Raw genomic sequence first — 20,371 nt, 5'->3', positions numbered from 1 at the left:
CTCCCACAGAATTCGGAGGTCCATTCGTGCTGCCCGCAGCGCCGTACGGTACGTCACCGACCGGACACGTCTGGTATCCGGCCACGAGGGTGCAGAAAGGCATCTGGGTCCTGGACCGGGACGAGCTGCTGCGCCCCACCCAACTGGTCCCCACGGTCGTCGAGTTCAGCGGCCCCGTGGACCACGCGGCGCTGGTCACGGCGGTCGGACGGTCCCTCTCCCGGCACCCCTCGCTCCGCGCCCGCTTCCGGCTCGACGTCAAGCGCCGCCAGGTCGAGTACACGACCGACGGAGCGCCCGCCGAGCCCGGCTTCCTCGACGCCGAGGCCGAGGGCTGGACCGAGGAGGAGGTCGACAACCTGGTACGGGCCCTGTGCTCCGCACCGTTCGACCTCGCGAAGGACGCGCCCGCCCGGGCGGAGGTCGTACGACTCGGTCCCGAGCGCACCCTCCTCGTCCTCAACGTGCACCACATCATCTTCGACGGGGTCTCCCGCGGGATGCTCCTCGACGACATCGTCGCCCTCTACCGGGCCGTCGCCAACGGGGCCGAACCGCTCCTGACCACCCCACCGCACCCCGCCTCCGTCGTCGCCGAACGCGACTCGGACGCGATCGCCGAGCAGGTCGCCGAGGTCGTCGACCGGCTGCGCGGCGCACCCGCCGAGGTGCGCCTGCCCTTCACCCGTACCGGCCACGAGGGCACCGAGGAGTCGCTCCTCGGCGCCACCGTCGCCGACTCCCTCGACCCCGCGACCACCGCGCGGATCATGGAGATCGCCGCCCGAGAGGGCTGCACGCCCTTCATGGTCGGCGTCGCGCTCCTCGCCGCGACCCTCGCCCGCACCGGGCCCCAGCGGGACTTCCTCATCGCCTTCGCCTGGCCGGGCCGCGACGACCCCGCCACCGCCGACGTGATCGGGATGTTCATGACCACCGTCGTGCTCCGGGTCACCGTCGACGCCGACGACACCTGGCACGACCTGCTCGGCGGTGTACGGATCGCCGGCATGGAGGCCTTCGTCGACAGCGACGTACCCCTCGACGCCGTCTCCGCCGCGCTCAACCCCGACCGCAACGCCCTGTGGCCGCCACTGTCGCCGGTCCTGGTCAACCTCGACGAGGCGCCCCGGTCCCTCGACCTGGTCCCCGGCACCACCGGCCGGCTGCGCCCGCTCGACCCGATGTTCATCAAGTACGACCTGGCCCTGTTCGTCCGTCTGGAGGACACGCCCGACGGACGGCGGCTCGGGCTGTCCCTCGACTACCCGGTCCACGTGTTCGGCACCGGCGAAGTCCAGGACTTCCTCAACGCTCTGCGGCGCAGCGCCGCGGACCTCGCCACCTTCCCGGAGAATCCCGTGCTCGAAGAGTCCGTACGCCCCCACGCCACCGCCCCCGCCGTCGACCTGGACGACCCGGAGGCCCGCCTCGAACTCGTACGCTCCATCTGGCGCGAGGTCCTGGAGACCGACGAGGTCGCCGACGACGTCAGCTTCTTCGAGTCCGGCGGCGACTCGCTGCTCCTCGTCCTCCTCGTCGAGCGGCTCGGCCAGGTCTCCGGTCGCGAGGTCCGCACCATGGACCTGTTCCGCTCGCCCACCGTCGAGGGCCAGGCCGAGCTGATCGCCGCCGCCGCTGCCCCGGCCGCCGCGCCCGGCGCCGGCGGCGACCGCGCCGCGCTCCTCGCCGCCGCCCGCACCCAGTCCACCGGAGCCGCCCGATGACGGCCCGCGCGCTGGCCGCCGAGGTCCTCGACCTCCCGGACGGCCCGGACGCCTTCGGCGACGAGAGCTTCATCGCCCTCGGCGGCGACTCGCTGCGCGCCATGCGCCTCGCCGCCGTCCTGCAGGAGAAGCTCGGACTGCGCGTCGCCATCATGGACCTCCTCGGCGAGGCCCCCCTCGGCCGGGTCCTCGACGGCGCCACGCCTGTCGTGCCCGCCGACCCGGCCCCCGCCGAGCTGCTCACCGGCAGCGCCGAACAGGCCCTCACCCCCGCCCAGCGCGGCATGTGGCTGATCGAGCGGGTCGCCGGCGGCTCCCCCTACAACCTCGTCTTCCACTGCTTCACCGAGGGCGGCCGGCTCGACCGCGACCTGCTCACCAAGGCCATCGCCGCCACCGTCGCCCGACACGAGGGGCTGCGCACCGTCTTCCGCGAGACCGCCGACGACGTGGTCCAGGAGATCCTGCCCGCGCACACCCCCGAACTCGTCGGGCACACCTACGTCGGCCCGGCAGAGGCCTTCGAGAACCAGGTCCGCCGCGAGGGCGCGGAGCTGGGCCGTGAGCCCTTCGACCTGGCGGCCGCCCCCGCCTACCGGTTCGGTCACTGGGCCCCCGCCGCCGCCGAGGACGAGCGCGGCGCCCTCGTCCTCGCCGCGCACCACATGGTCCTCGACGGCTACGCCGTCGGACACCTGCTGCGCGAGATATTCGAGACGTACGCCGAACTCGCCGTCGAAGCCGCCCAGATCGGCGAGGCCGCGCCCCGCGACCCCGGCACCCCGCTGGCCGCGCTCCGCCGCCACCAGGAGGAGACCCGCGCCCGGGGCGCCTGGGACGAGCAGACCGCGTTCTGGCGCTCCCACCTCGACGGCGTGCCGTCGGTCCTCGAACTCCCCGCCGACCAGCAGCGCCCGGCCGTCCAGGACGGTGCGGGCGACCGCCTCGGCCTCGACCTCGGCCCCGGCGTCACCCAGCGGGTCGCCGACCTGGCCCGCACGCTCGGCATCACCCCGTACGCCTTCCTGCTCGGCGCCTTCGGCCTCACCCTGGCCCGCCGCACCGGCGCCCGCCGGCTCCTGGTCGGCGTGCCGCTGCTCGGCCGCGGCTCCTCCGAACTGCGCCGGCTCGTCGCCGTCGCGGGCAACCTCGTACCGGTCCGCGTGGACGTGGACGACGACCTCGACGTCGCCGACTACCTGCGCGGAGTGCACCGTTCGCTCGGCGCCGCCATCGACGCGGGCGACCTGCCCTTCGAGGAGCTCGTCGCCCGCCTCGGCGTCGAGCGCAGCCTCGGCTGCCACCCTCTCGTCCAGGTCTGCTTCGGCATGCACGACCAGCTCGTGCCCCGCGAGCTGACCGCGGGACCGCTGCGGGTACGCGTCGAGGAGGGCCACGGCGGCGGCTCCCAGTTCGACCTCACGATGCTCATCGGCCACGCCGACCCGTCGTACGCCGGACACCTGGAGTACGCGACGAGCGTCTGGCGCCAGGCGGAGGCGGAGGCGTTCCTCGCCGACTTCCGGACCGCGGTCGCCCAGCTCGCCGACGCGCCCGACGCCCGGCTGGAGGACGTCCGGGGCATCTCCGAGGAGAGCCGCGCGCTCCTGGACGAGATCAACGAGAGCGGCCGGGACTTCCCCGTCACCTCCCTCGACGCCCTCTTCCGCGAGGTCGCGGCGCGCGAGCCCGGCGCCGTCGCCGTCCGCGACGCCGCCCACACCCTGACGTACGGGCAGCTGGAGCGGGCGGCGGCCGAACAGGCCCGGCTGCTGCTCGACGCCGGCGTCGAGCCGGGGGACCGGGTCCTCGTCGGGGTGGACCGCTCGGTCGCCGAGGCCGTCGCCGTCCTCGGCGTGGCCTGGGCGGGCGCCGCGTACGTCGGCATCGACCCCACGCTGCCCGACAGCCACCTCACCAAGATCCTGGAGCGGGCGAAGCCGACCGCCGCCCTCACCGGCCCCGTCGACTCCACCGTCGCCGAGCGCTTCGCCGGCCTCGGCGTCCCCGCCGTCGCCACCTGGGAGCCCGACTGGCGGCCGGGCCCGGCCGACGCCGTACCCGCCCCGCCCGCCGACCCGGCGCGCCTCGCGTACGTGGCCTTCACCTCCGGCTCCACCGGGCAGCCCAAGGGCGTGTGCGTACCCCACCGGGCCGTCATCCGCCTTGTCCACGAGGCCGGTTACGTCCGCCTGGGCGCGGGCGAGCGGATGCTGCGGCTCTCGCCGCTCTCCTTCGACGCCTCCACCCTGGAGCTGTGGGGCGCCCTGCTCACCGGCGCCTCCCTCGAAGTACACCCGGCCGGGCTCGCCTCGCCGACCGAGCTGGGCGCCTTCCTCCAGGAGCGCGGGGTCACCGTGGCCTGGCTGACCGCAGGACTCTTCCGGCTGGTCGAGGAGTTCGCCCCGGACTCCCTGGGCGGCCTGCGCCAGCTCCTCACCGGCGGCGACATCGTGCCCCACGAGCACACCGCCCGGCTGCTCGCCCGGCACCCCGGCATCGTCCTCACCAACGGCTACGGCCCGACCGAGAACACCACCTTCACCACCACCCACTCGGTGGCCCGCGTGGAGGACGTGGACGGCCCGCTGCCCATCGGCCGCCCGGTCCCCGGCACCCGTGTGTACGTCCTCGACGCCCGGCGCCGCCAGCTGCCGCCCGGCGCGGTCGGCGAGCTGTACACCAGCGGCGCCGGCCTCGCCGACGGCTACCTCGGCGACGAGAAGGAGACCGCCCGCGTCTTCGGGAACCTCTCCCCGGACGTCCCCGAGCGGCTCTACCGCACGGGCGACCTCGTCCGCGTCGACACCAGCGGCCGCGTCCGCTTCCTCGGCCGCGCCGACGACCAGGTCAAACTGCGCGGCTACCGGGTCGAGCTGAGCGCCATCAGCGACGTCCTCGCCGCGCACGACGAGGTGCAGGACGCCGTGGTGATCGTGACCGACGGCGACGGTGCCGAGAAGCGGCTCGTGGCGGCCGTGGTCCTCGCCCCGGGCGCGTCCGTCGACGCGGTGGGCCTGCGCGCCCTGCTCGCGGAGGCCCTGCCCTCCTACATGGTGCCGAACCTGTGGGCCGTCGTGGACCGGCTCCCGGTGACCGCCAACGGCAAGGTCGACCGACGCGCCCTCGCGGCCGTGGCCGGCCCGGCGCGGCGGCCCGCCGCGGCCCCGGCGCCGGTGCCCGTCGCGGAGGCGCCCGTCGCCCCTGCCCCGGCCGTCGCCCCGGCCCGGGTGGACCTGGAGCGCATCGCCGCGCTGTTCGACGGCGTCATCGACGGCGACCCGCTCACCCAGGTCACCGAGGACACCGACTTCTTCATGGTCGGCGGCAACTCCCTCGGCGCCGTACGCCTGATGCGCAAGGTCAAGCAGGAGCTCGGCGCGAACGTACGGCTGCGGGACTTCCTGCTGTCGCCCACGCCCGCCGGGCTCAGCGCCCTCATCGAGAAGGCCGCGGGCTGATGACCCGTACCGCGGCACAGGTCCCGGCGCCGTCCCCCGCGGACGGCGTCCGGGCCCCCGAGTGGGACGAGGGCCTCGACTGCTGGGTCGTCGCCGACCCGCGCCTGGCCCAGCAGGTCCTCAACCACCCCGGCTTCGCCTCGGGGACCTTCGAGCGCTCCTTCCAGCTCTACATGACGGACGCGGCCCGCGCCGAGTACCGGGAACTCACCGAGTTCCTGCGGCTCTGGTTCGTGCAGGCCGACGCCCCCGAACACATGGCGCTGCGGCGCCCGGTGCAGCGCATGCTGTCCGCCTCGTACGTGCGCTCGCTCGCGCCGCGCATCGAGGAGATCACGGACGAGTGCCTGACCGAACTGGCCGCCGCCGACCTCCCGCAGGACCTCGTGCCGGCCGTGGCCGAGGGCATCTCGGGCAAGGTCATGGCGCACGTCGTCGGCGTCGACGTGGACCCGCCCGTCCTGCACCGCTGGTCGCGGACCCTGTCGCTGTTCATCGGCGCCATGTACCGCCGCGACCACGCGCTGGCCGCGCACCAGGTGATGGAGGAGATGGCCGAGGCGCTCGCCGGCGCCCGGGCCATGGAGGGCTTCCCCACCGACACCCCGGAGGACCGGGCCAGGACCACCGCGACCTGGGCCATGTGCCTCTTCGGCGGCCTGGAGACCACGGCCTCGCTGCTCGGCTCCACGGTCCTCACCGCCCTCGGCGACCCCGGCCTCTGGGAGACCGTCAAGCGCGACGAGCCGGGCGCGGTCACGGACCTCGTCGAGTCGGTGCTCGTCCGCAAGCCGCCGCTGCGGCACCTCGGCCGGGTCGTCGCCCACGACCAGGAGTTCGCCGGGGCACGGCTGAGCGAGGGGGACCTCGTGCTCGTGAGCCTCACCGGCCAGGGTCCGCTCGACGAGGTCGAGCCGGTCGAGCCGGAGAGCGTCCCCCCGGCGGCGGTCTGCCCGGTGACCGGGGCGACCGCGAGTGCGGCCGCGGGGGCGGCCGGCGGGACGGCCGCGATCCCCGCCGCGCTCGCGGAGGGGGAGCGGAACCTCGTCTTCGGCCACGGCCCGCACTACTGCGTCGGCGCGCCGCTGGCCCGCCTGGAGGCCGCCGTCCTGCTGCGCCGGCTGGCCGCGCGGTTCCCGCACGCCCGGCTGTCCGACGAGGCCGCCGTCTGGGGCCCCAACCTCAGCTACGTCGGTCTCGACCACCTGTACGTCGACCTGGGAGGAGAGGTCTGACATGCCCCTCGAAGACGCCGTCGCCGTCGTCGGCATGGCCTGCCGGCTGCCCGGCGCGCACGATGTCCGCGCCTTCCGCGCCCTGCTCCGCGCGGGCCGGGACGGCATCAGCCGCCCCACCCGCGAGGAGCTGCTCGCGCGCGGTGTGGACCCCGCCTACGCCGGGCGGGAGAACTTCGTACCGGCCATGGGCGTCATCGAGGACTCCCGCCGCTTCGACTGGTCCTTCTTCCGCTACAGCCGGGCGGAGGCGGCGGCGATGGACCCCCAGCAGCGGGTCTTCCTGGAGTGCGCCGCCACCGCCGTCGACGACGCGGGACTCGATCCCGTACGGTTCCGCGGCCGCGTCGGCGTCTACGCGGGCGCCGACCGGTCGGGGCCCGGCCGCGACGACGCCGCGCTGAGCGAACTGGCCCGCTACATCGGGCGGGAGAAGGACTTCGTCGCCACCAGGGTGGCGTACAAGCTCGGCCTGCGCGGCCCCGCGATCACCGTGCAGACCGCCTGCTCCACCTCGCTGACCGCCGTCCACCTCGCGGTCGGCGCGCTGCGGGGCGGCGAGTGCGACGCGGCCCTCGCGGGCGGTGTCACCGTGATGCCGGCCGGCGAGTGGGGCTACCTCTTCGAACCCGGCGGGATCCTGGCGCCGGACGGACACTGCCGTCCGTTCGACGCCCGGTCCGCCGGGACCGTCCCCAGCGAGGGCGTGGGCGTGGTCGTGCTCAAGCGGCTCGCCGACGCCCTGCGCGACGGCGACCGGATCGCCGCCGTCATCGCGGGCACGGCCGTCAACAACGACGGCGCGGACAAGATGGCGTACACCGCGCCCTCGGCCGGTGGCCAGAGCGAGGTCGTCCGCGCGGCCCTGGACGCGGCCGGCCTCCCGGCCACCGCGATCGGCCACGTGGAGGCGCACGGGACGGCGACCCGGCTCGGCGACCCCATCGAGCTGCAGGCGCTCACCGAGGTCTTCGGCCCGGCTCGCCCGACCGGCGCGGCGACCGGCTGGTGCGCGCTCGGCGCCGTGAAGGGCAACATCGGCCACACCGGGGCGGCGGCCGGTGTGACGGGCCTGATCAAGACGGCCCTGATGCTGGAGCACCACGAGATCTACCCGACCGCTCACTACACGTCCGCCAACCCGCTTCTGGAGCTGGAGCGTTCACCGTTCCGCGTGACCGAGTCCCTCTGTACGTGGGAGCTGGGCGAGGGCCAGGAGCGGCGGGCCGGAGCGGTGAGTTCGTTCGGCGTCGGCGGCACCAACGCGCACGCGGTGCTGATCGAGGCGCCGACGGTCGCGTCGTCCCGCCGGCGCGCCGGGGGGCGCGTCGGCGGACCGCGGCTCCTCCCGCTGTCCGGCCACAGCCCGGCGGCACTGGCGCGCCTGGGCGACGCCCTGGCGGATCGTTTCGAGGCCGAGGGGGCCGAGGGGGCGGAGAAGGTCGAGGAGGCCGCGTTCGCGGCCGAGGTGCGGGCCGAGGGGGCTTCGCCCCTCGAACTCGACGCGGTGGTGCGGACCTTGGCAGGGCGCCGGGTCCACAAGCAGCGTCAGGCCGTGGTCGTGCGCGACCGGGCCCACGCGGCCGACGCCCTGCGTACGGCGAGCGCGGCCGTGGCCGAACGGCCCGGCACTCCGAGGCGGTTGGGCAAGGTGGGCTTCCTCTTCCCGGGGCAGGGCACCCTCAAGAGCGCCGCGGGCGACGCCGCGTACCGGCTGCTGCCGGAGTTCCGCGCCGCCTTCGACGAGATACGCAAGATCGCCCTTGACGACTGCGGTGTGGACCTGGATCCCGTGGTCGTCCCGGTCGAGGAGAGCGCGGCGGCCGAGTCGCCGGACTCCGACGACTGGTACGCGGACACCGTCCACCAGCAACTCGGGCTCTTCGCCCTGGGCTTCGCCTACGGGCGCCAGCTCGCCGCGTGGGGCGTCACCCCGCACGCCATGCTCGGCAACAGCATCGGCGAGTACGCCGCCGCCGCGCTCGCCGAGGTGTGGAGCCTGCCCGACGCCGTCGGCCTGGTCCACCGGCGCGCGGTGGCCATGCGCGACGCCGGCCCCGGCCGGATGGCCGTGGTCGAGGCGGCCCCCGCCGATGTAGAGGCCCGGCTGCCCGCGGGCTGCGGTGTCACCGTCGCCGTACGAGGAAACGGTTCGGCGGTCCTCTCGGGCCCCGAAGCCGCCATGGACCTCCTTCTCGCGGGGGACGCGCTCACCGGACTGCGCGTCACCCCCGTCCACACCCGGCGGGCCTTCCACTCGCCGGCCATGAACTCGGCAGCCGAGGCGGTGCGGGACCATCTGTCGTCGATGCCCGCCCGCCCGCCACGGCTGCCGTACATCTCCAACACCACGGGCGACTGGGCCGATCCCGAGTCCGCGGTCACCCCCGGCCATTGGGCCGCGCACCTGCGCGAGCCGGTCCGGCTGGACGCCGGCACCGCGACCCTGCTGGCCGCCGGCTGCACGACGTACCTGGAGCTGGGCCCCGGCGGCTCGATGACCGGCTCGCTGCGGGTCGCGCCCGGCTGGAACCCGCGCCACCGGACCGTACGGCTCGCCCCGGGCGGCCGGGTCGAGCCCGAGTCCGGACTGCTCGACGCGCTCGGCGCCCTCTGGGAACTCGGCGTGGACGGTGCCCTCGACACGCTCGTGGAGAACCGGTACGCCGACCCCGAGGACCGCCCCCTGCGGTGCTCCCTGCCCGCCCACCCGTTCCTGGGGGAGGACCCGGATCCGGGCCCGGAGGCGGCCCCGGGCACGGCCTCGGGTGCGGCCTCCGGCGCGACCCCGGTACGGGGGGTTCCGGCAGCGCGGCGCGCGGAGGCCGTGAGGTCCGCGGGCGCCGCGAAGGCCGCCGTGGTCGTGGCATCCCCGCGTCGGGTCCTCGAGGAGATCTGGCGGCAGACCCTCGGCGTCCCGGCGGTCGGGGACGGGGACGACTTCTTCGTCCTCGGCGGCGAGTCGCTGCTCGCCCTCGCCCTGACCACCGCCGTCCGCGAGCGGCTCGGCGCGGAGGTCTCCGTCACCGAGTTCGTCCTGAAGGGCACCTTCGCCGGGCTCCTCGAACTCGTCGAGCGACGGCTGCCCGGCCGGAGCGACCCGGGCACCGCGATGCCCCCCGGCGTCGCCACCCTCCGCGAAGGGACCGGCCGCCCGTTCTTCCTCGTCGCGGACGCCCTCGGAAACGCCCTGCCCTACCGGGAGCTGGCCACCCGGCTCGCTCCCGACGGCGACCGCCCGGTCCTGGCCCTGGAACGGTCCGCGGCACGGGCCGGAACGATCCGGGCCCTCGCCGCCGCGCACGCCCGCACCCTGCTGCGGGCCCAGCCGACAGGTGCGTACACCCTCGGCGGCTGGTCCTTCGGCGCCGTCGTCGCGCAGGAGACGGCCCGGCTGCTCATCGGCCGGGGGCGGGAGGTGGACCTCCTGGTCTCCCTCGACGGCTACGTACCCGACACGCGTCCGCTCCCCGTCGCCGCCGCCCCCGACTTCCTGCTCGGCGGGGTACGGGCCGGCCTCGACACCCTGCTCCGCGTGGGTCCGACGGCCGGAGCGCTGCGCCGCGACCCCGAGGTGCGCCGCCGGTTCCTAGCCGGTCAGGCCGCCGTACTGGCCCACAGACCCGGCCCGGTGAACTGCCCGGCCGTGCTCTTCAAGGCGGACACGGACCCACGGGCGGCCGCGCGGCTCGCGCGGCGCCTGGCAGGTCTCCACCCGGCGGGGCTGCGCGTGGTCCCGGTCGCGGGCGACCACTGGTCGATGCTGCGGCCCCCGTACGTCGACGAGCTCGCCGCCCGCCTCGACGAAGCACTCACAGAGCAATCCAAGGAGAGGAAGGACTCATGACGGTCTCGCAGACACCGCCCGGCAGCGCTGCGGACGAGGCGACGGCTGCCCCGGACGAGGCGAAGGCCCCGGACGAGGCGACGGTCCCGGACGGAGGGGAGAGCCGGAAGAAGGAGCCCGCCGAGAAGCCGCTCCTGAAGAACCGCGACTTCCAGGCGCTGTGGACCAGCGAGGCGTTCGCCGCGCTCGCCAAGGAGACCGCGGAGGTGGCGTACCCGCTGCTCATCCTCGCCTCCTCCGGTTCCGCCTTCTACGCGGGCGCGGTCGGCTCGGCGCAGCTCATCACCGCCAGCCTGATGTCCATTCCCGGCGGCACGCTCGCCGACCGGATGGACCGCCGGCTACTGATGATCATCTGCAACCTGGTCCGGGTCGTCCTGCTCGGCGTCTTCAGCCTGCTGATCTTCGCCGACCAGACCCACCCCGTCCTGGTCTTCGCCGTCGCGGTCGGCTCGGCCGCCTGCCTGGGCATCTCCAACCCCACCGGACTCGCCGCCATCAAGCAGCTCGTCCCGCCCTCCCAGCTCACCCAGGCCACCGCCCAGAACCAGGTCCGCTACTTCGCGGCGACCATGGGCGGCCCGCCGGTCGGCGGTGCACTGTTCGGCGTGGCGCGCGCGTTCCCGTTCCTGAGCGCCTCGATCGGCTTCCTCGTCTCCACGGTCCTGCTGCTCTTCATCCGCAAGCCGATGAAGGTGGAGCAGATCACCCCGGGGGAGAAGCGCAACACCGCCGAGGGCTTCAAGATCCTGGGCAACCAGCCGGTCCTGCGGCTGCTGATCGTCTGGATCATGGGCTCGAACATGGCGTTCACCCACTCCGGCGTCTTCCTCGCTCTGATCGCCACCGCCGAGAGCCGGGGCGCCTCCGCGAGCTTCACCGGCATGCTGCTGTCCATCGCCGGCATCGGCGGCCTGGTCGGCTCGCTCGTCGCGGGACCGGTCATCAAGAAGGTCGCCCCGGCCAAGCTCTTCCTGGCCGCCGCCTGGATCGGCCCGGTCGCCGCGATCCTGCTCGCGAACGTCTCCGGCCTCGTCCCGCTCGGCATCATCGTCGCCTGCGTGTTCCTGCGCGGCCCCATCACCAGCGCGCTGTTCCTCGCCTACCTGGCGGCGATGGTGCCCGACAAGGCGCAGGGCCGGGTCCTCGGCGCGGTGATGTTCATGTCGATGATCGCCGCCCCTGTCGGCGTCTTCGCCATCGGCACCGTCTTCGAGGCGGCCGGCCCGGTCTGGGTGTTCACCGTCATGGCCGTCGTCTCCGGCCTCGCCGCGCTGCCCACGCTCAGCCCGCGCATCCGCAACCTGGCGCCCCCGGAGGCGTACGCGGACACCTCCGCGACCGACGCGGCACCGATCGCCGACGCCACCACTCCCGAGAGCGACCGTTCCGACAAGGAAGGAGAAGCCCGATGACCACCGAGCTGCCCCGCACCACGGACCAGCTGCCCCCCGAGTTCTTCACCGCGCCCGAGGGCAACGACCTCCACACCCCCAACGCCGAGCTGCGTGCCTCCGGTTGCCCGGTCCACGCGATCAACTACCCGGTGGGCGGCGAGGGGTACGTCGTCGCCGACTACGAGACCACGCTCAAGGCCTTCAGCGACCCGAGGCTGTCGAAGCAGATCGACAACGCCCCCGCCTGGTTCCGCGACCTCGTCAAGGACGCGAGTCCCGTCCTCATCCGCAACATGCTCACCGCCGACCCGCCGGAGCACACCCGGCTGCGCAAGCTCGTCAGCCGCGCCTTCGTACCGCGCCGGATGGAGCTGCTCCGCCCGCGCATCCAGGAGATCACCGACGAGCTGATCGACGCCCTGCCCGAGCACGGTGAAGTGAACCTGATGGAGTTCGCCTTCTCCCTGCCGATGCGCGTCATCTGCGAGTTCCTCGGCGTCCCGGTCGACGACCGCCCGCAGCTGCACAGCTGGGGCAACTGGCTGAGCGGCGCCCCGTACCCGGACGCCGAGTCCAACGAGAAGCTCAAGGACGCCAGCGAGAACATCGAGCGCTATCTGCTCGACCTGCTCGCCGACCGGCGCGCCGACCTCGGCGACGACCTGGTCAGCATCCTGCTCAGGGCCGCCGACGAGGAGGGCCGCTTCACCAACGACGAGCTGGTCTCCACGCTCGTCCTGCTGATCATCGCCGGACACAAGACCACCGCCAACCTCATCGGCAACGGCGTCCAGGCCCTGCTCACCCACCCCGACCAGCTCGAACTGCTCCGCTCCCGGCCCGACCTGGCCGGCTCGGCGGTCGAGGAGTTCCTGCGCTTCGAGTCGCCCGTCTACCGGGGCACCCTGCGGGTCGCCGCCGAGGACATGGAGATCGGCGGCTGCCCGATCCCCAAGGAGGCCTTCGTCCACCTGCTCATGGGCTCCGCCAACCGCGACCCCGAGGCGTTCGACGACCCGGACCGGCTCGACATCACCCGCACCGCCAACCGCCACCTCGCCTTCGGCCAGGGCCCGCACTTCTGCGTCGGCGCGCCGCTCTCCCGGGTCGAGGGCCAGATAGCGTTCACGACCCTGCTGCGCCGCCTCCCCGGCCTGCGGCTGGCCGTGCCCGCCGAGGAGCTGGAGTGGCTCTTCGACAACTCCACCAGCCGTGGCCTGGTGAAGCTCCCGATCACCTACGACGTCCGCCTGCCGGCCGACGCACCCGAGCCCGAGCCCGCTGCCGAGTCCGAGCCCCAGCCCGCGGCCGCCGAGCCGACCGCCGCCGCCGACCACATCGGGGAACACTGACATGTCGTCCGACCGCATCACCCTCGTCTGCCTGCCCTTCGCCGGCGCCGGAGCCTCCTTCTACCGTCCCTGGCAGCGCCACGCCGAGCCGCTCGGCCTCGACGTCCTGCCGCTGCAGCTCCCCGGCCGCGAACGCCTCATCGACGAGGAGCCGTTCCGCGACGCGCACGCCGCCGCCGACGCCCTCCACGCCGACCTCCTGACGGCCCTCGCGGCCCTGCCCGACGAGGCCGGCCCGCGCCGGGTCGCGCTCTACGGCCACAGCCTCGGCGCGGTCCTCGCGTACGAGCTGGCCCGGCGCCTCGCGACCACCCCGGACGTCCGGCTCGTACGGCTCTTCGCCAGCGGCTCCCCGCACCCGGCCGAACCGCGTGCCGCCCGCGCGACGGGTCTCGACGACGACGCGTTCCTTGCGCGCGTCAACGAGTTCGCCGGCTACGCGGACGAGGCCCTGGACGACCCGGAACTGCGCGAGCTGGTCCTGCCCACGCTCCGCGCCGACGTGGAGATGCACGAGTCCTACGCACCCGCCGACGACCGGACCCTGTCGGTCCCGGTCACCACGCTGCGCGGCGCGGCCGACACCCTCGTCCGCCGCGCCGAGGCCGAGGCGTGGGACCGCACCACGGACAGCGGCCACCGCCATGTCGAGCTGGACGGCGGCCACATGTACCTCACCGAGTCGGCCCCGGAGCTGCTCCGGATCGTCGCCGAGGAGCTGGCGGCCTCGGCCGAGGAGGCGGAACTGTGCGTCTGACCGGCAAGACCGTCCTCGTCACCGGCGCCGCCCGGGGCCTGGGCCGCGCCACCGCCGTCGCCTGCGCCGCCGAGGGCGCCGACCTGGCGCTGCTCGACCTCTGCGAGGACCTCGACGGCGTCCCGTACCCGCTGGGCACCCGCGGCCAGCTGGAACACACCGCCGCGCTCTGCCGCAAGAACGGCGCCGCCGTGCTCACGGCGGCCTGCGACGTCCGCGACCTGTCCTCCGTGGAGGCCGCCGTGGCCCTGGCCGAGGACCGCTTCGGCCGCATCGACGCGGCCGTCAACAACGCGGGGATCGCGGCCCCGTCCGGCAGGCCGGCGCACGAGATCGGCGAGGACGAGTGGGCGCTGATGATCGACGTCGACCTGTCCGGCGCCTGGCGGGTGATCCGTACCGTCGCCGGGGCGATGAGCGCCCGCCGCTCCGGCTCCATCGTCAACATCTCCTCGACGGCCGGACTGGTCGGCTACCGGCACTTCGCCGGTTACGTCGCCGCCAAGCACGGCCTCATCGGACTGACGAAGGCCGCGGCCCTCGACTACGCGCCCACCAAGGTCCGGGTCAACGCCGTCTGTCCCGGTTCGGTGCGCGACGACTCGACCGCCGAGGGCCGGATGCTCGCGGAGATCGCCCGCGCCCTCGAGGTGGAGGTGGGCGAGCACGAGCAGACGTTCACCGAGGCGCAGCCGATGAACGCCCTGATCGAGCCCGAGGACGTGGCCGCCGCCGTCGTCTACCTCGTCTCGGACGACGCCCGGCAGGTGACCGGCTCCGTCGTGACCGTGGACGGCGGCTTCACCGCGCGCTGACCCGCGCGGGACCAGCAGTTGTGACCTTTGTGAGAGTTGAGAGGGAGGACACCCCATGGTGGGTGAGCGTTGCCACGCCCTACGCGTCCGGCTGAGCAGTCGGGTGACCGCCGCCGAGCTGACCGCCCGCCTGGGTGCGGCGGGCCCCTGGCGGCTGTGGGTGGAGGACGTCGCCGCCGGCGCCGACGAGCCCGCGGCTCTGCGCCGCCGGCAGACCGAGCTGAACCGGCCGACCCCGGCCGTTCGGTGCGTGCTGCTGGGCCACGCGGACGGCGTCGAGGACCTGATCCTCGTCGCCGACCGCTCGGTGCTCGACCGGAACGCCCTCACCCGCCTGGCCGCCGTCCTCGTCGACGGCTCGGACCCGGCGATCATCTCGGAGGGGGCGGCGGCGACCGTGACCGAGGGGGCCGCGGCCGCCGGGTCCGGTTCCGAGGCCGCCGGTTCCGATGCCTCCGGGTCCGAGGCCGTCATCCGGCCCGTCGGCACCGGCCCGGCGCCTGACTGGGGCGGCGGCACGAGCGGCGCCACCGCCTGGGCGACCCGCTCCCTCGACCTGCCGGCGGAGGCGGACCCGGCCGCGCTGCGCGCCGCCCTCGCCCTCACCCTGCACCGCTACGAGGGCCACGGCGCCACCGGTGACATCACCCTCGCCACCGATCGGCGCGGAGCCCTCACCCACACCGTCCCGGCGGACGCCACGCTCGCCTCGCTGCTCGCCGCCGTACCGTCGCCGACGGACCGCCCGGTCATCGTCGGCCTGCTCGAACCGGCCCTGGGGGCAGGCCCGTTCCCGCACACGGGGGAGTACCTGCCCTGCCTGGCACCGCCGTTCCCGCTCACGGTCACGGTGCTGCAGGACGGAGGTGCGGGCGAAGGCGGCCCGCGACTCTGGGCCGCGTACCGGAGCAGCCACTTCACTCCCGAGACGGTCGACGGATTCCTGCGCCATCTCGCCCATGTCCTGGGCCAGTTCGGCCAGACCCCGGCCCTCCGCGCCGATGACGCCGAACTCCTCGACGCCGCCGAGCGCGAGCGAGTCGCCGCCCTCGGCCGGCCCGCCGCCGTCCTGACCGGCGCGCCGGAGCGGCTGACCGACGCCTTCGCGCGGGTGGTCGCCGAACGCCCCGACGCCCCGGCCGTCGGCGACGGCACGACGACCCTCACCTACCGCGAACTCGACCGTCTGGCCGACCGCCTGGCCCACGGCCTCGTGGCCCGCGGGGTCGCGCCCGGCGACCGGGTCGGCATCTGCCTGGAGCGCACGGACGAGATCGTCGCCGCCATGCTCGGCGTCCTCAAGGCGGGCGCGGCCTACGTCCCCACCGACCCGGCGTACCCGGCCGACCGCCTCGCCCACACCGCGCAGGACGCGCGCCTCGAACTGGTGATCACCCGGCACACCGAGTACCCGGCCGGCGCGGGCGAGCCCGTCACCCCCGACGACCTCCTGACGGCCGACTCCACCGACTCCACCGACTCCGTCGCGCTGCCCGGCGCCGACGGCCCGGACGACCCCGCGTACGTCATCTACACCTCCGGCTCCACCGGCCGCCCCAAGGGCGTCGTCGTCCCGCACCGGAACGTCGGCGCGCTGATCGACGCGACCCGCGAGGAGTACGGCCTCGGGCCGGACGACGTGTGGACGTTCTTCCACTCCGGCGCGTTCGACTTCTCCGTCTGGGAGATCTGGGGCTGTCTGCTGACCGGCGGCCGGCTCGTGGTCGTCCCGTACCTCGTCTCCCGCGAACCCGAGGAGTTCCGCGACCTGCTGCGGCGCGAGGGCGTCACCGTCCTCAGCCAGACGCCCTCCGCCTTCTCCCAGCTCCTGGAGACCGACCACGCCGCCCTCGCCGTACGCCTGGTCGTCTTCGGCGGCGAGCCGCTCGACGCCCGCATGCTGCTGCGCTGGTTCGACCGGCACCCCGAGGACGAGTGCCGCATGGTCAACATGTTCGGCATCACGGAGACCACCGTGCACGTCACCGCGCAGACGCTCACGCGCGAACTGGCCCTCGCGGGCTCGAAGTCCGTCGGCCCCGCGCTGCCCGGCTGGCACCTGTACGTGACCGACGCGCGCGGCCGGCTCGTCCCGCCCGGCGTCACCGGCGAGATCCGCGTCGGCGGCGCGGGCGTGGCCCTCGGCTACCTCGGGCAGCCCGAACTCACGGCCGCCCGCTTCACCGCCGACCCGTACGCGGAGGGCCGCCAGTACCACAGCGGCGACCTCGGCCGGCTGCGCCCCGACGGCACCCTCGAACACCTGGGCCGCATCGACAGCCAGGTGAAGATCCGCGGCTTCCGCATCGAGCTGGACGAGATCCGGTCCGTCCTCCTGGAGGACCCCGACGTCCGCGCCGCGGCCGTGGTGGTCCGCCGCGACGACCCGGCCGACCCGGCGACCGCACGCCTCGACGCGTACGTCGTCCCGGCGGACCTCGACCCCGTAGGGGTACGCAAGCGGGCCGCGACCGTCCTTCCCGCGTACATGCTCCCGGCGACCGTCACCCCGCTCGACTCCCTGCCGCTGACCACCAACGGGAAGCTGGACACCGTCCGGCTCCCGGAGCCGACGCGGACGGCGACGCCCCCGCCGGCCGCCGCCGCGGTGGCGGGCGAGGGCGCGCGCGACGGTGCCGGCGACGGCGCGGCCGGGAGCGAGGGCAAGGCGGCGGTGCTCCAGGAGGTCTGGTCGGCGATGCTGGGGACGCCGGTCGGCCTCGACGACGACTTCTTCGAGCTCGGCGGCAACTCCCTGCTCGCGGTGCGCATCAGCGCCGCGCTGCGCGCTCGCGGACTGCCCGCCGTACCGCTGCGCGACCTGTTCCGTACGCCCACGATCCGCGAACTCGCAGGGGCGGGCGGCGTCGATGGCTGAGAGCCTTCGGACCGTCGAGGCCTTCGGCGCCGCCCGCGCCGCCTTTCCCGCTCTGCATGTTCCGGAGAGCGCCCTTCCGGAGCCGGGCCGGCCGCCACAGGGCGGCGAGGTCGCCCTGTGGTGGCTGGACACCGACCGCGAGATCGTCGGCGGCCACCCGGTGGCGGCCGAGGAGACGCCGCTCAGCCCGGAGGAACGGGAGCGGTCGGCCCGCCTGCGCCGTCCCGGCGACCGGCACCGCTACCGGGCCGCCCACATCGGACTGCGGCTCGTCCTCGGCGGGTACACGGGGCTCGCCCCCGAGGCGCTCGGCCTGGTCCGCGAGGACTGCCCGTGCTGCGGCGCGCCGCACGGGCGGCCCGCACTGGCCGGCGGCGGACCGCACTTCTCGCTCTCGCACAGCGACGGGCTCGCCCTGATCGCCGTCTCGGGGGTGAAGGTGGGCGCCGACGTCGAGGGCGTTCCACGCCTCGCCATCACCGACGAACTCCTGCCGTCCCTGCACCCGCGCGAGCAGAGTGCCCTGCGCGCACTCCCGGACGCGGCCCGACCCGGAGCCCTCGCCCGGGTGTGGACCCGTAAGGAGGCGTACCTGAAGGCGACCGGGGTCGGCCTCGCGTACGGCGTAGCGGACCCCTACGTGGGCGGGTCCGAGATCCCGGCCGAGCTGGCCGACTTCGCCGTGCACGACGTGCCGACGCCCCTGCCCTCGTACGCGGCCGCCATCGCCCTCGCCACGGCTCCCTCTCCTCTCCCCTAAGGACAACCCATGACGGACACCGGTACGTTGAGCGAGCGGGCACCGACCCGCAAAGAGGTGCACCAGCTCGATCGGGTGATCATTCGGTTCGCCGGTGACTCCGGTGACGGTATGCAGCTGACGGGTGACAGGTTCACCTCGGAGACGGCGTCGTTCGGGAACGACCTGTCGACGCTGCCGAACTTCCCGGCCGAGATCAGGGCTCCTGCCGGCACGCTGCCGGGTGTCTCCTCGTTCCAGCTGCACTTCGCCGACCATGACATCCTGACCCCGGGTGACGCGCCGAACGTGCTGGTCGCGATGAATCCGGCGGCGTTGAAGGCGAACATCGACGATGTGCCGCGGGGCGGCGAGATCATCGTGAACACCGATGAGTTCGCCAAGCGTGCGATGGCGAAGGTGGGCTACGCGACGTCTCCGCTGGAGGACGGTTCGCTGGACGCCTACCGGGTGCATCCGGTGCCGTTGACGACGCTGACGATCGAGGCGCTGAAGGACTTCGGGCTGTCGCGGAAGGAGGCCGAGCGGAGCAAGAACATGTTCGCGCTCGGGCTGCTGTCCTGGATGTACCACCGGCCCACCGAGGGCACCGAGACGTTCCTGCGGCAGAAGTTCGCGAAGAAGCCGCAGATCGCCGAGGCCAACATCGTTGCCTTCCGGGCGGGTTGGAACTTCGGCGAGACCACGGAGAGCTTCGCGGCCTCGTACGAAGTCGCTCCGGCCACGAAGGCGTTCCCGAGCGGGACGTACCGCAACATCAACGGGAACCTGGCCCTGTCGTACGGGCTCGTGGCGGCGGGGCAGCAGGCGGATCTGCCGCTGTATCTGGGTTCGTATCCGATCACTCCGGCGTCGGACATCCTGCACGAGCTGTCGCGTCACAAGAACTTCGGTGTGCGCACGTTCCAGGCCGAGGACGAGATCGCCGGTATCGGTGCGGCGCTGGGCGCGGCGTTCGGCGGCTCCCTCGCGGTCACCACCACCTCAGGGCCGGGTGTGGCGCTGAAGTCGGAGACGATCGGGCTCGCGGTGTCGCTGGAACTGCCGCTGCTGATCGTGGACATCCAGCGCGGCGGCCCCTCGACGGGCCTGCCGACCAAGACCGAGCAGGCGGACCTGCTGCAGGCGATGTACGGCCGCAACGGCGAGGCCCCGGTGCCGGTGGTCGCGCCGAAGACGCCCGCGGACTGCTTCGACGCGGCGATCGAGGCCGCCCGGATCGCGCTCACCTACCGCACCCCGGTCTTCCTCCTCTCCGACGGCTACCTCGCCAACGGCTCCGAGCCCTGGCGCATCCCCGAGGTGGCGGAACTCCCGGACCTGACCACGGCGTTCGCCACCGGACCGAACCACACCCTGGACGACGGCACCGAGGTCTTCTGGCCCTACAAGCGCGACCCGCAGACCCTGGCCCGTCCCTGGGCCGTGCCCGGCACCCCCGGTCTCGAACACCGCATCGGCGGCATCGAGAAGCAGGACGGCACCGGCAACATCTCCTACGACCCGGCCAACCACGAGTTCATGGTCCGCACCCGCCAGGCCAAGATCGACGGCATCGAGGTCCCCGACCTCACGGTCGACGACCCGGACGGCGCGAAGACCCTGGTCCTGGGCTGGGGCTCCACCTACGGGCCCATCACCGCCGCCGTCCGCCGGCTGCGCCGCGCCGGGCACCCCATCGCCCAGGCCCACCTGCGCCACCTCAACCCCTTCCCGAGGAACCTCGGGGAAGTGTTGGAGCGCTACGAGAAGGTCGTCGTCCCGGAGATGAACCTCGGCCAGCTCGCCATGATGATCAGGGCCAAGTACCTGGTCGACGCCCATTCCTTCACCCAGGTCAACGGCATGCCCTTCAAGGCGGAGCAGCTCGCGACGGTTCTCGAGGAGGCCATCCATGGCTGACACCCCCACCCTGCTCTCCCTCGTGCCGAAGGCCGAAGCGGCGCAGTCGATGAAGGACTTCAAGTCCGACCAGGAAGTGCGCTGGTGCCCCGGCTGCGGTGACTACGCCGTCCTCGCGGCCGTGCAGGGGTTCATGCCGGAACTGGGCCTGGCGAAGGAGAACATCGTCTTCGTCTCCGGCATCGGCTGCTCCTCCCGCTTCCCGTACTACATGAACACCTACGGGATGCACTCCATCCA

11 protein-coding genes and 1 pseudogene are annotated in these 20,371 nt (G+C 74.0%); all 12 read left to right on the top strand.

The window, feature by feature from the left end; genetic code table 11:
- Positions 1–26: 26 nt before the first annotated feature.
- The gene (locus AB0E14_RS09925) at positions 27–1,727 is read left to right on the top strand and encodes a condensation domain-containing protein (RefSeq protein WP_362414438.1); all 1,701 of its coding nucleotides are present in this window, start codon (positions 27–29) and stop codon (positions 1,725–1,727) included.
- On the top strand, positions 1,724–5,188 hold the full coding sequence (locus AB0E14_RS09920; protein ID WP_362414436.1) for an amino acid adenylation domain-containing protein: 3,465 nt from the start codon (positions 1,724–1,726) through the stop codon (positions 5,186–5,188). The genes AB0E14_RS09925 and AB0E14_RS09920 overlap by 4 nt, the downstream gene beginning before the upstream one ends.
- The gene (locus AB0E14_RS09915; protein WP_362414433.1) at positions 5,188–6,423 is read left to right on the top strand and encodes a cytochrome P450; all 1,236 of its coding nucleotides are present in this window, start codon (positions 5,188–5,190) and stop codon (positions 6,421–6,423) included. The genes AB0E14_RS09920 and AB0E14_RS09915 overlap by 1 nt, the downstream gene beginning before the upstream one ends.
- Before the next feature lies 1 nt (position 6,424).
- Positions 6,425–10,270: a beta-ketoacyl synthase N-terminal-like domain-containing protein gene (locus AB0E14_RS09910; RefSeq protein WP_362414431.1), complete on the top strand. Its 3,846-nt coding sequence runs from the start codon at positions 6,425–6,427 to the stop codon at positions 10,268–10,270.
- Entirely contained in the window at positions 10,267–11,685 is a 1,419-nt protein-coding gene (locus AB0E14_RS09905; RefSeq protein WP_362414429.1) for an MFS transporter, read from the top strand. Before AB0E14_RS09910 ends, AB0E14_RS09905 begins: the two co-directional genes overlap by 4 nt.
- Complete coding sequence (locus AB0E14_RS09900) at positions 11,682–13,019, top strand: cytochrome P450 (protein WP_362414427.1); 1,338 nt, start codon at positions 11,682–11,684, stop codon at positions 13,017–13,019. Before AB0E14_RS09905 ends, AB0E14_RS09900 begins: the two co-directional genes overlap by 4 nt.
- A gap of 1 nt (position 13,020) precedes the next feature.
- Positions 13,021–13,776, top strand: a complete 756-nt coding sequence (locus AB0E14_RS09895; RefSeq protein WP_362414425.1) for an alpha/beta fold hydrolase — start codon at positions 13,021–13,023, stop codon at positions 13,774–13,776.
- Complete coding sequence (locus AB0E14_RS09890) at positions 13,767–14,591, top strand: SDR family oxidoreductase (protein WP_362414423.1); 825 nt, start codon at positions 13,767–13,769, stop codon at positions 14,589–14,591. The genes AB0E14_RS09895 and AB0E14_RS09890 overlap by 10 nt, the downstream gene beginning before the upstream one ends.
- A gap of 55 nt (positions 14,592–14,646) precedes the next feature.
- The gene (locus AB0E14_RS09885; protein WP_362414421.1) at positions 14,647–17,469 is read left to right on the top strand and encodes an amino acid adenylation domain-containing protein; all 2,823 of its coding nucleotides are present in this window, start codon (positions 14,647–14,649) and stop codon (positions 17,467–17,469) included.
- Positions 17,462–18,229, top strand: coding sequence for a 4'-phosphopantetheinyl transferase superfamily protein (locus tag AB0E14_RS09880; RefSeq protein ID WP_362414419.1), 768 nt, complete (start codon positions 17,462–17,464; stop codon positions 18,227–18,229). The genes AB0E14_RS09885 and AB0E14_RS09880 overlap by 8 nt, the downstream gene beginning before the upstream one ends.
- 9 nt (positions 18,230–18,238) lie before the next feature.
- Positions 18,239–20,131 (top strand): 2-oxoacid:acceptor oxidoreductase subunit alpha, encoded by a 1,893-nt coding sequence (locus AB0E14_RS09875; protein ID WP_362414417.1) that lies wholly within the window; start codon positions 18,239–18,241, stop codon positions 20,129–20,131.
- Positions 20,124–20,371: pseudogene (locus AB0E14_RS09870) on the top strand (2-oxoacid:ferredoxin oxidoreductase subunit beta); the annotation flags it as partial. The gene AB0E14_RS09875 and the pseudogene AB0E14_RS09870, both read left to right, overlap by 8 nt.

The organism is Streptomyces sp. NPDC047981 (genome assembly GCF_040653315.1).
GTDB lineage: Bacteria > Actinomycetota > Actinomycetes > Streptomycetales > Streptomycetaceae > Streptomyces.
Note: the sequence above shows the minus strand (reverse complement) of the source record. Positions and strands in the feature narration are given on the sequence as shown.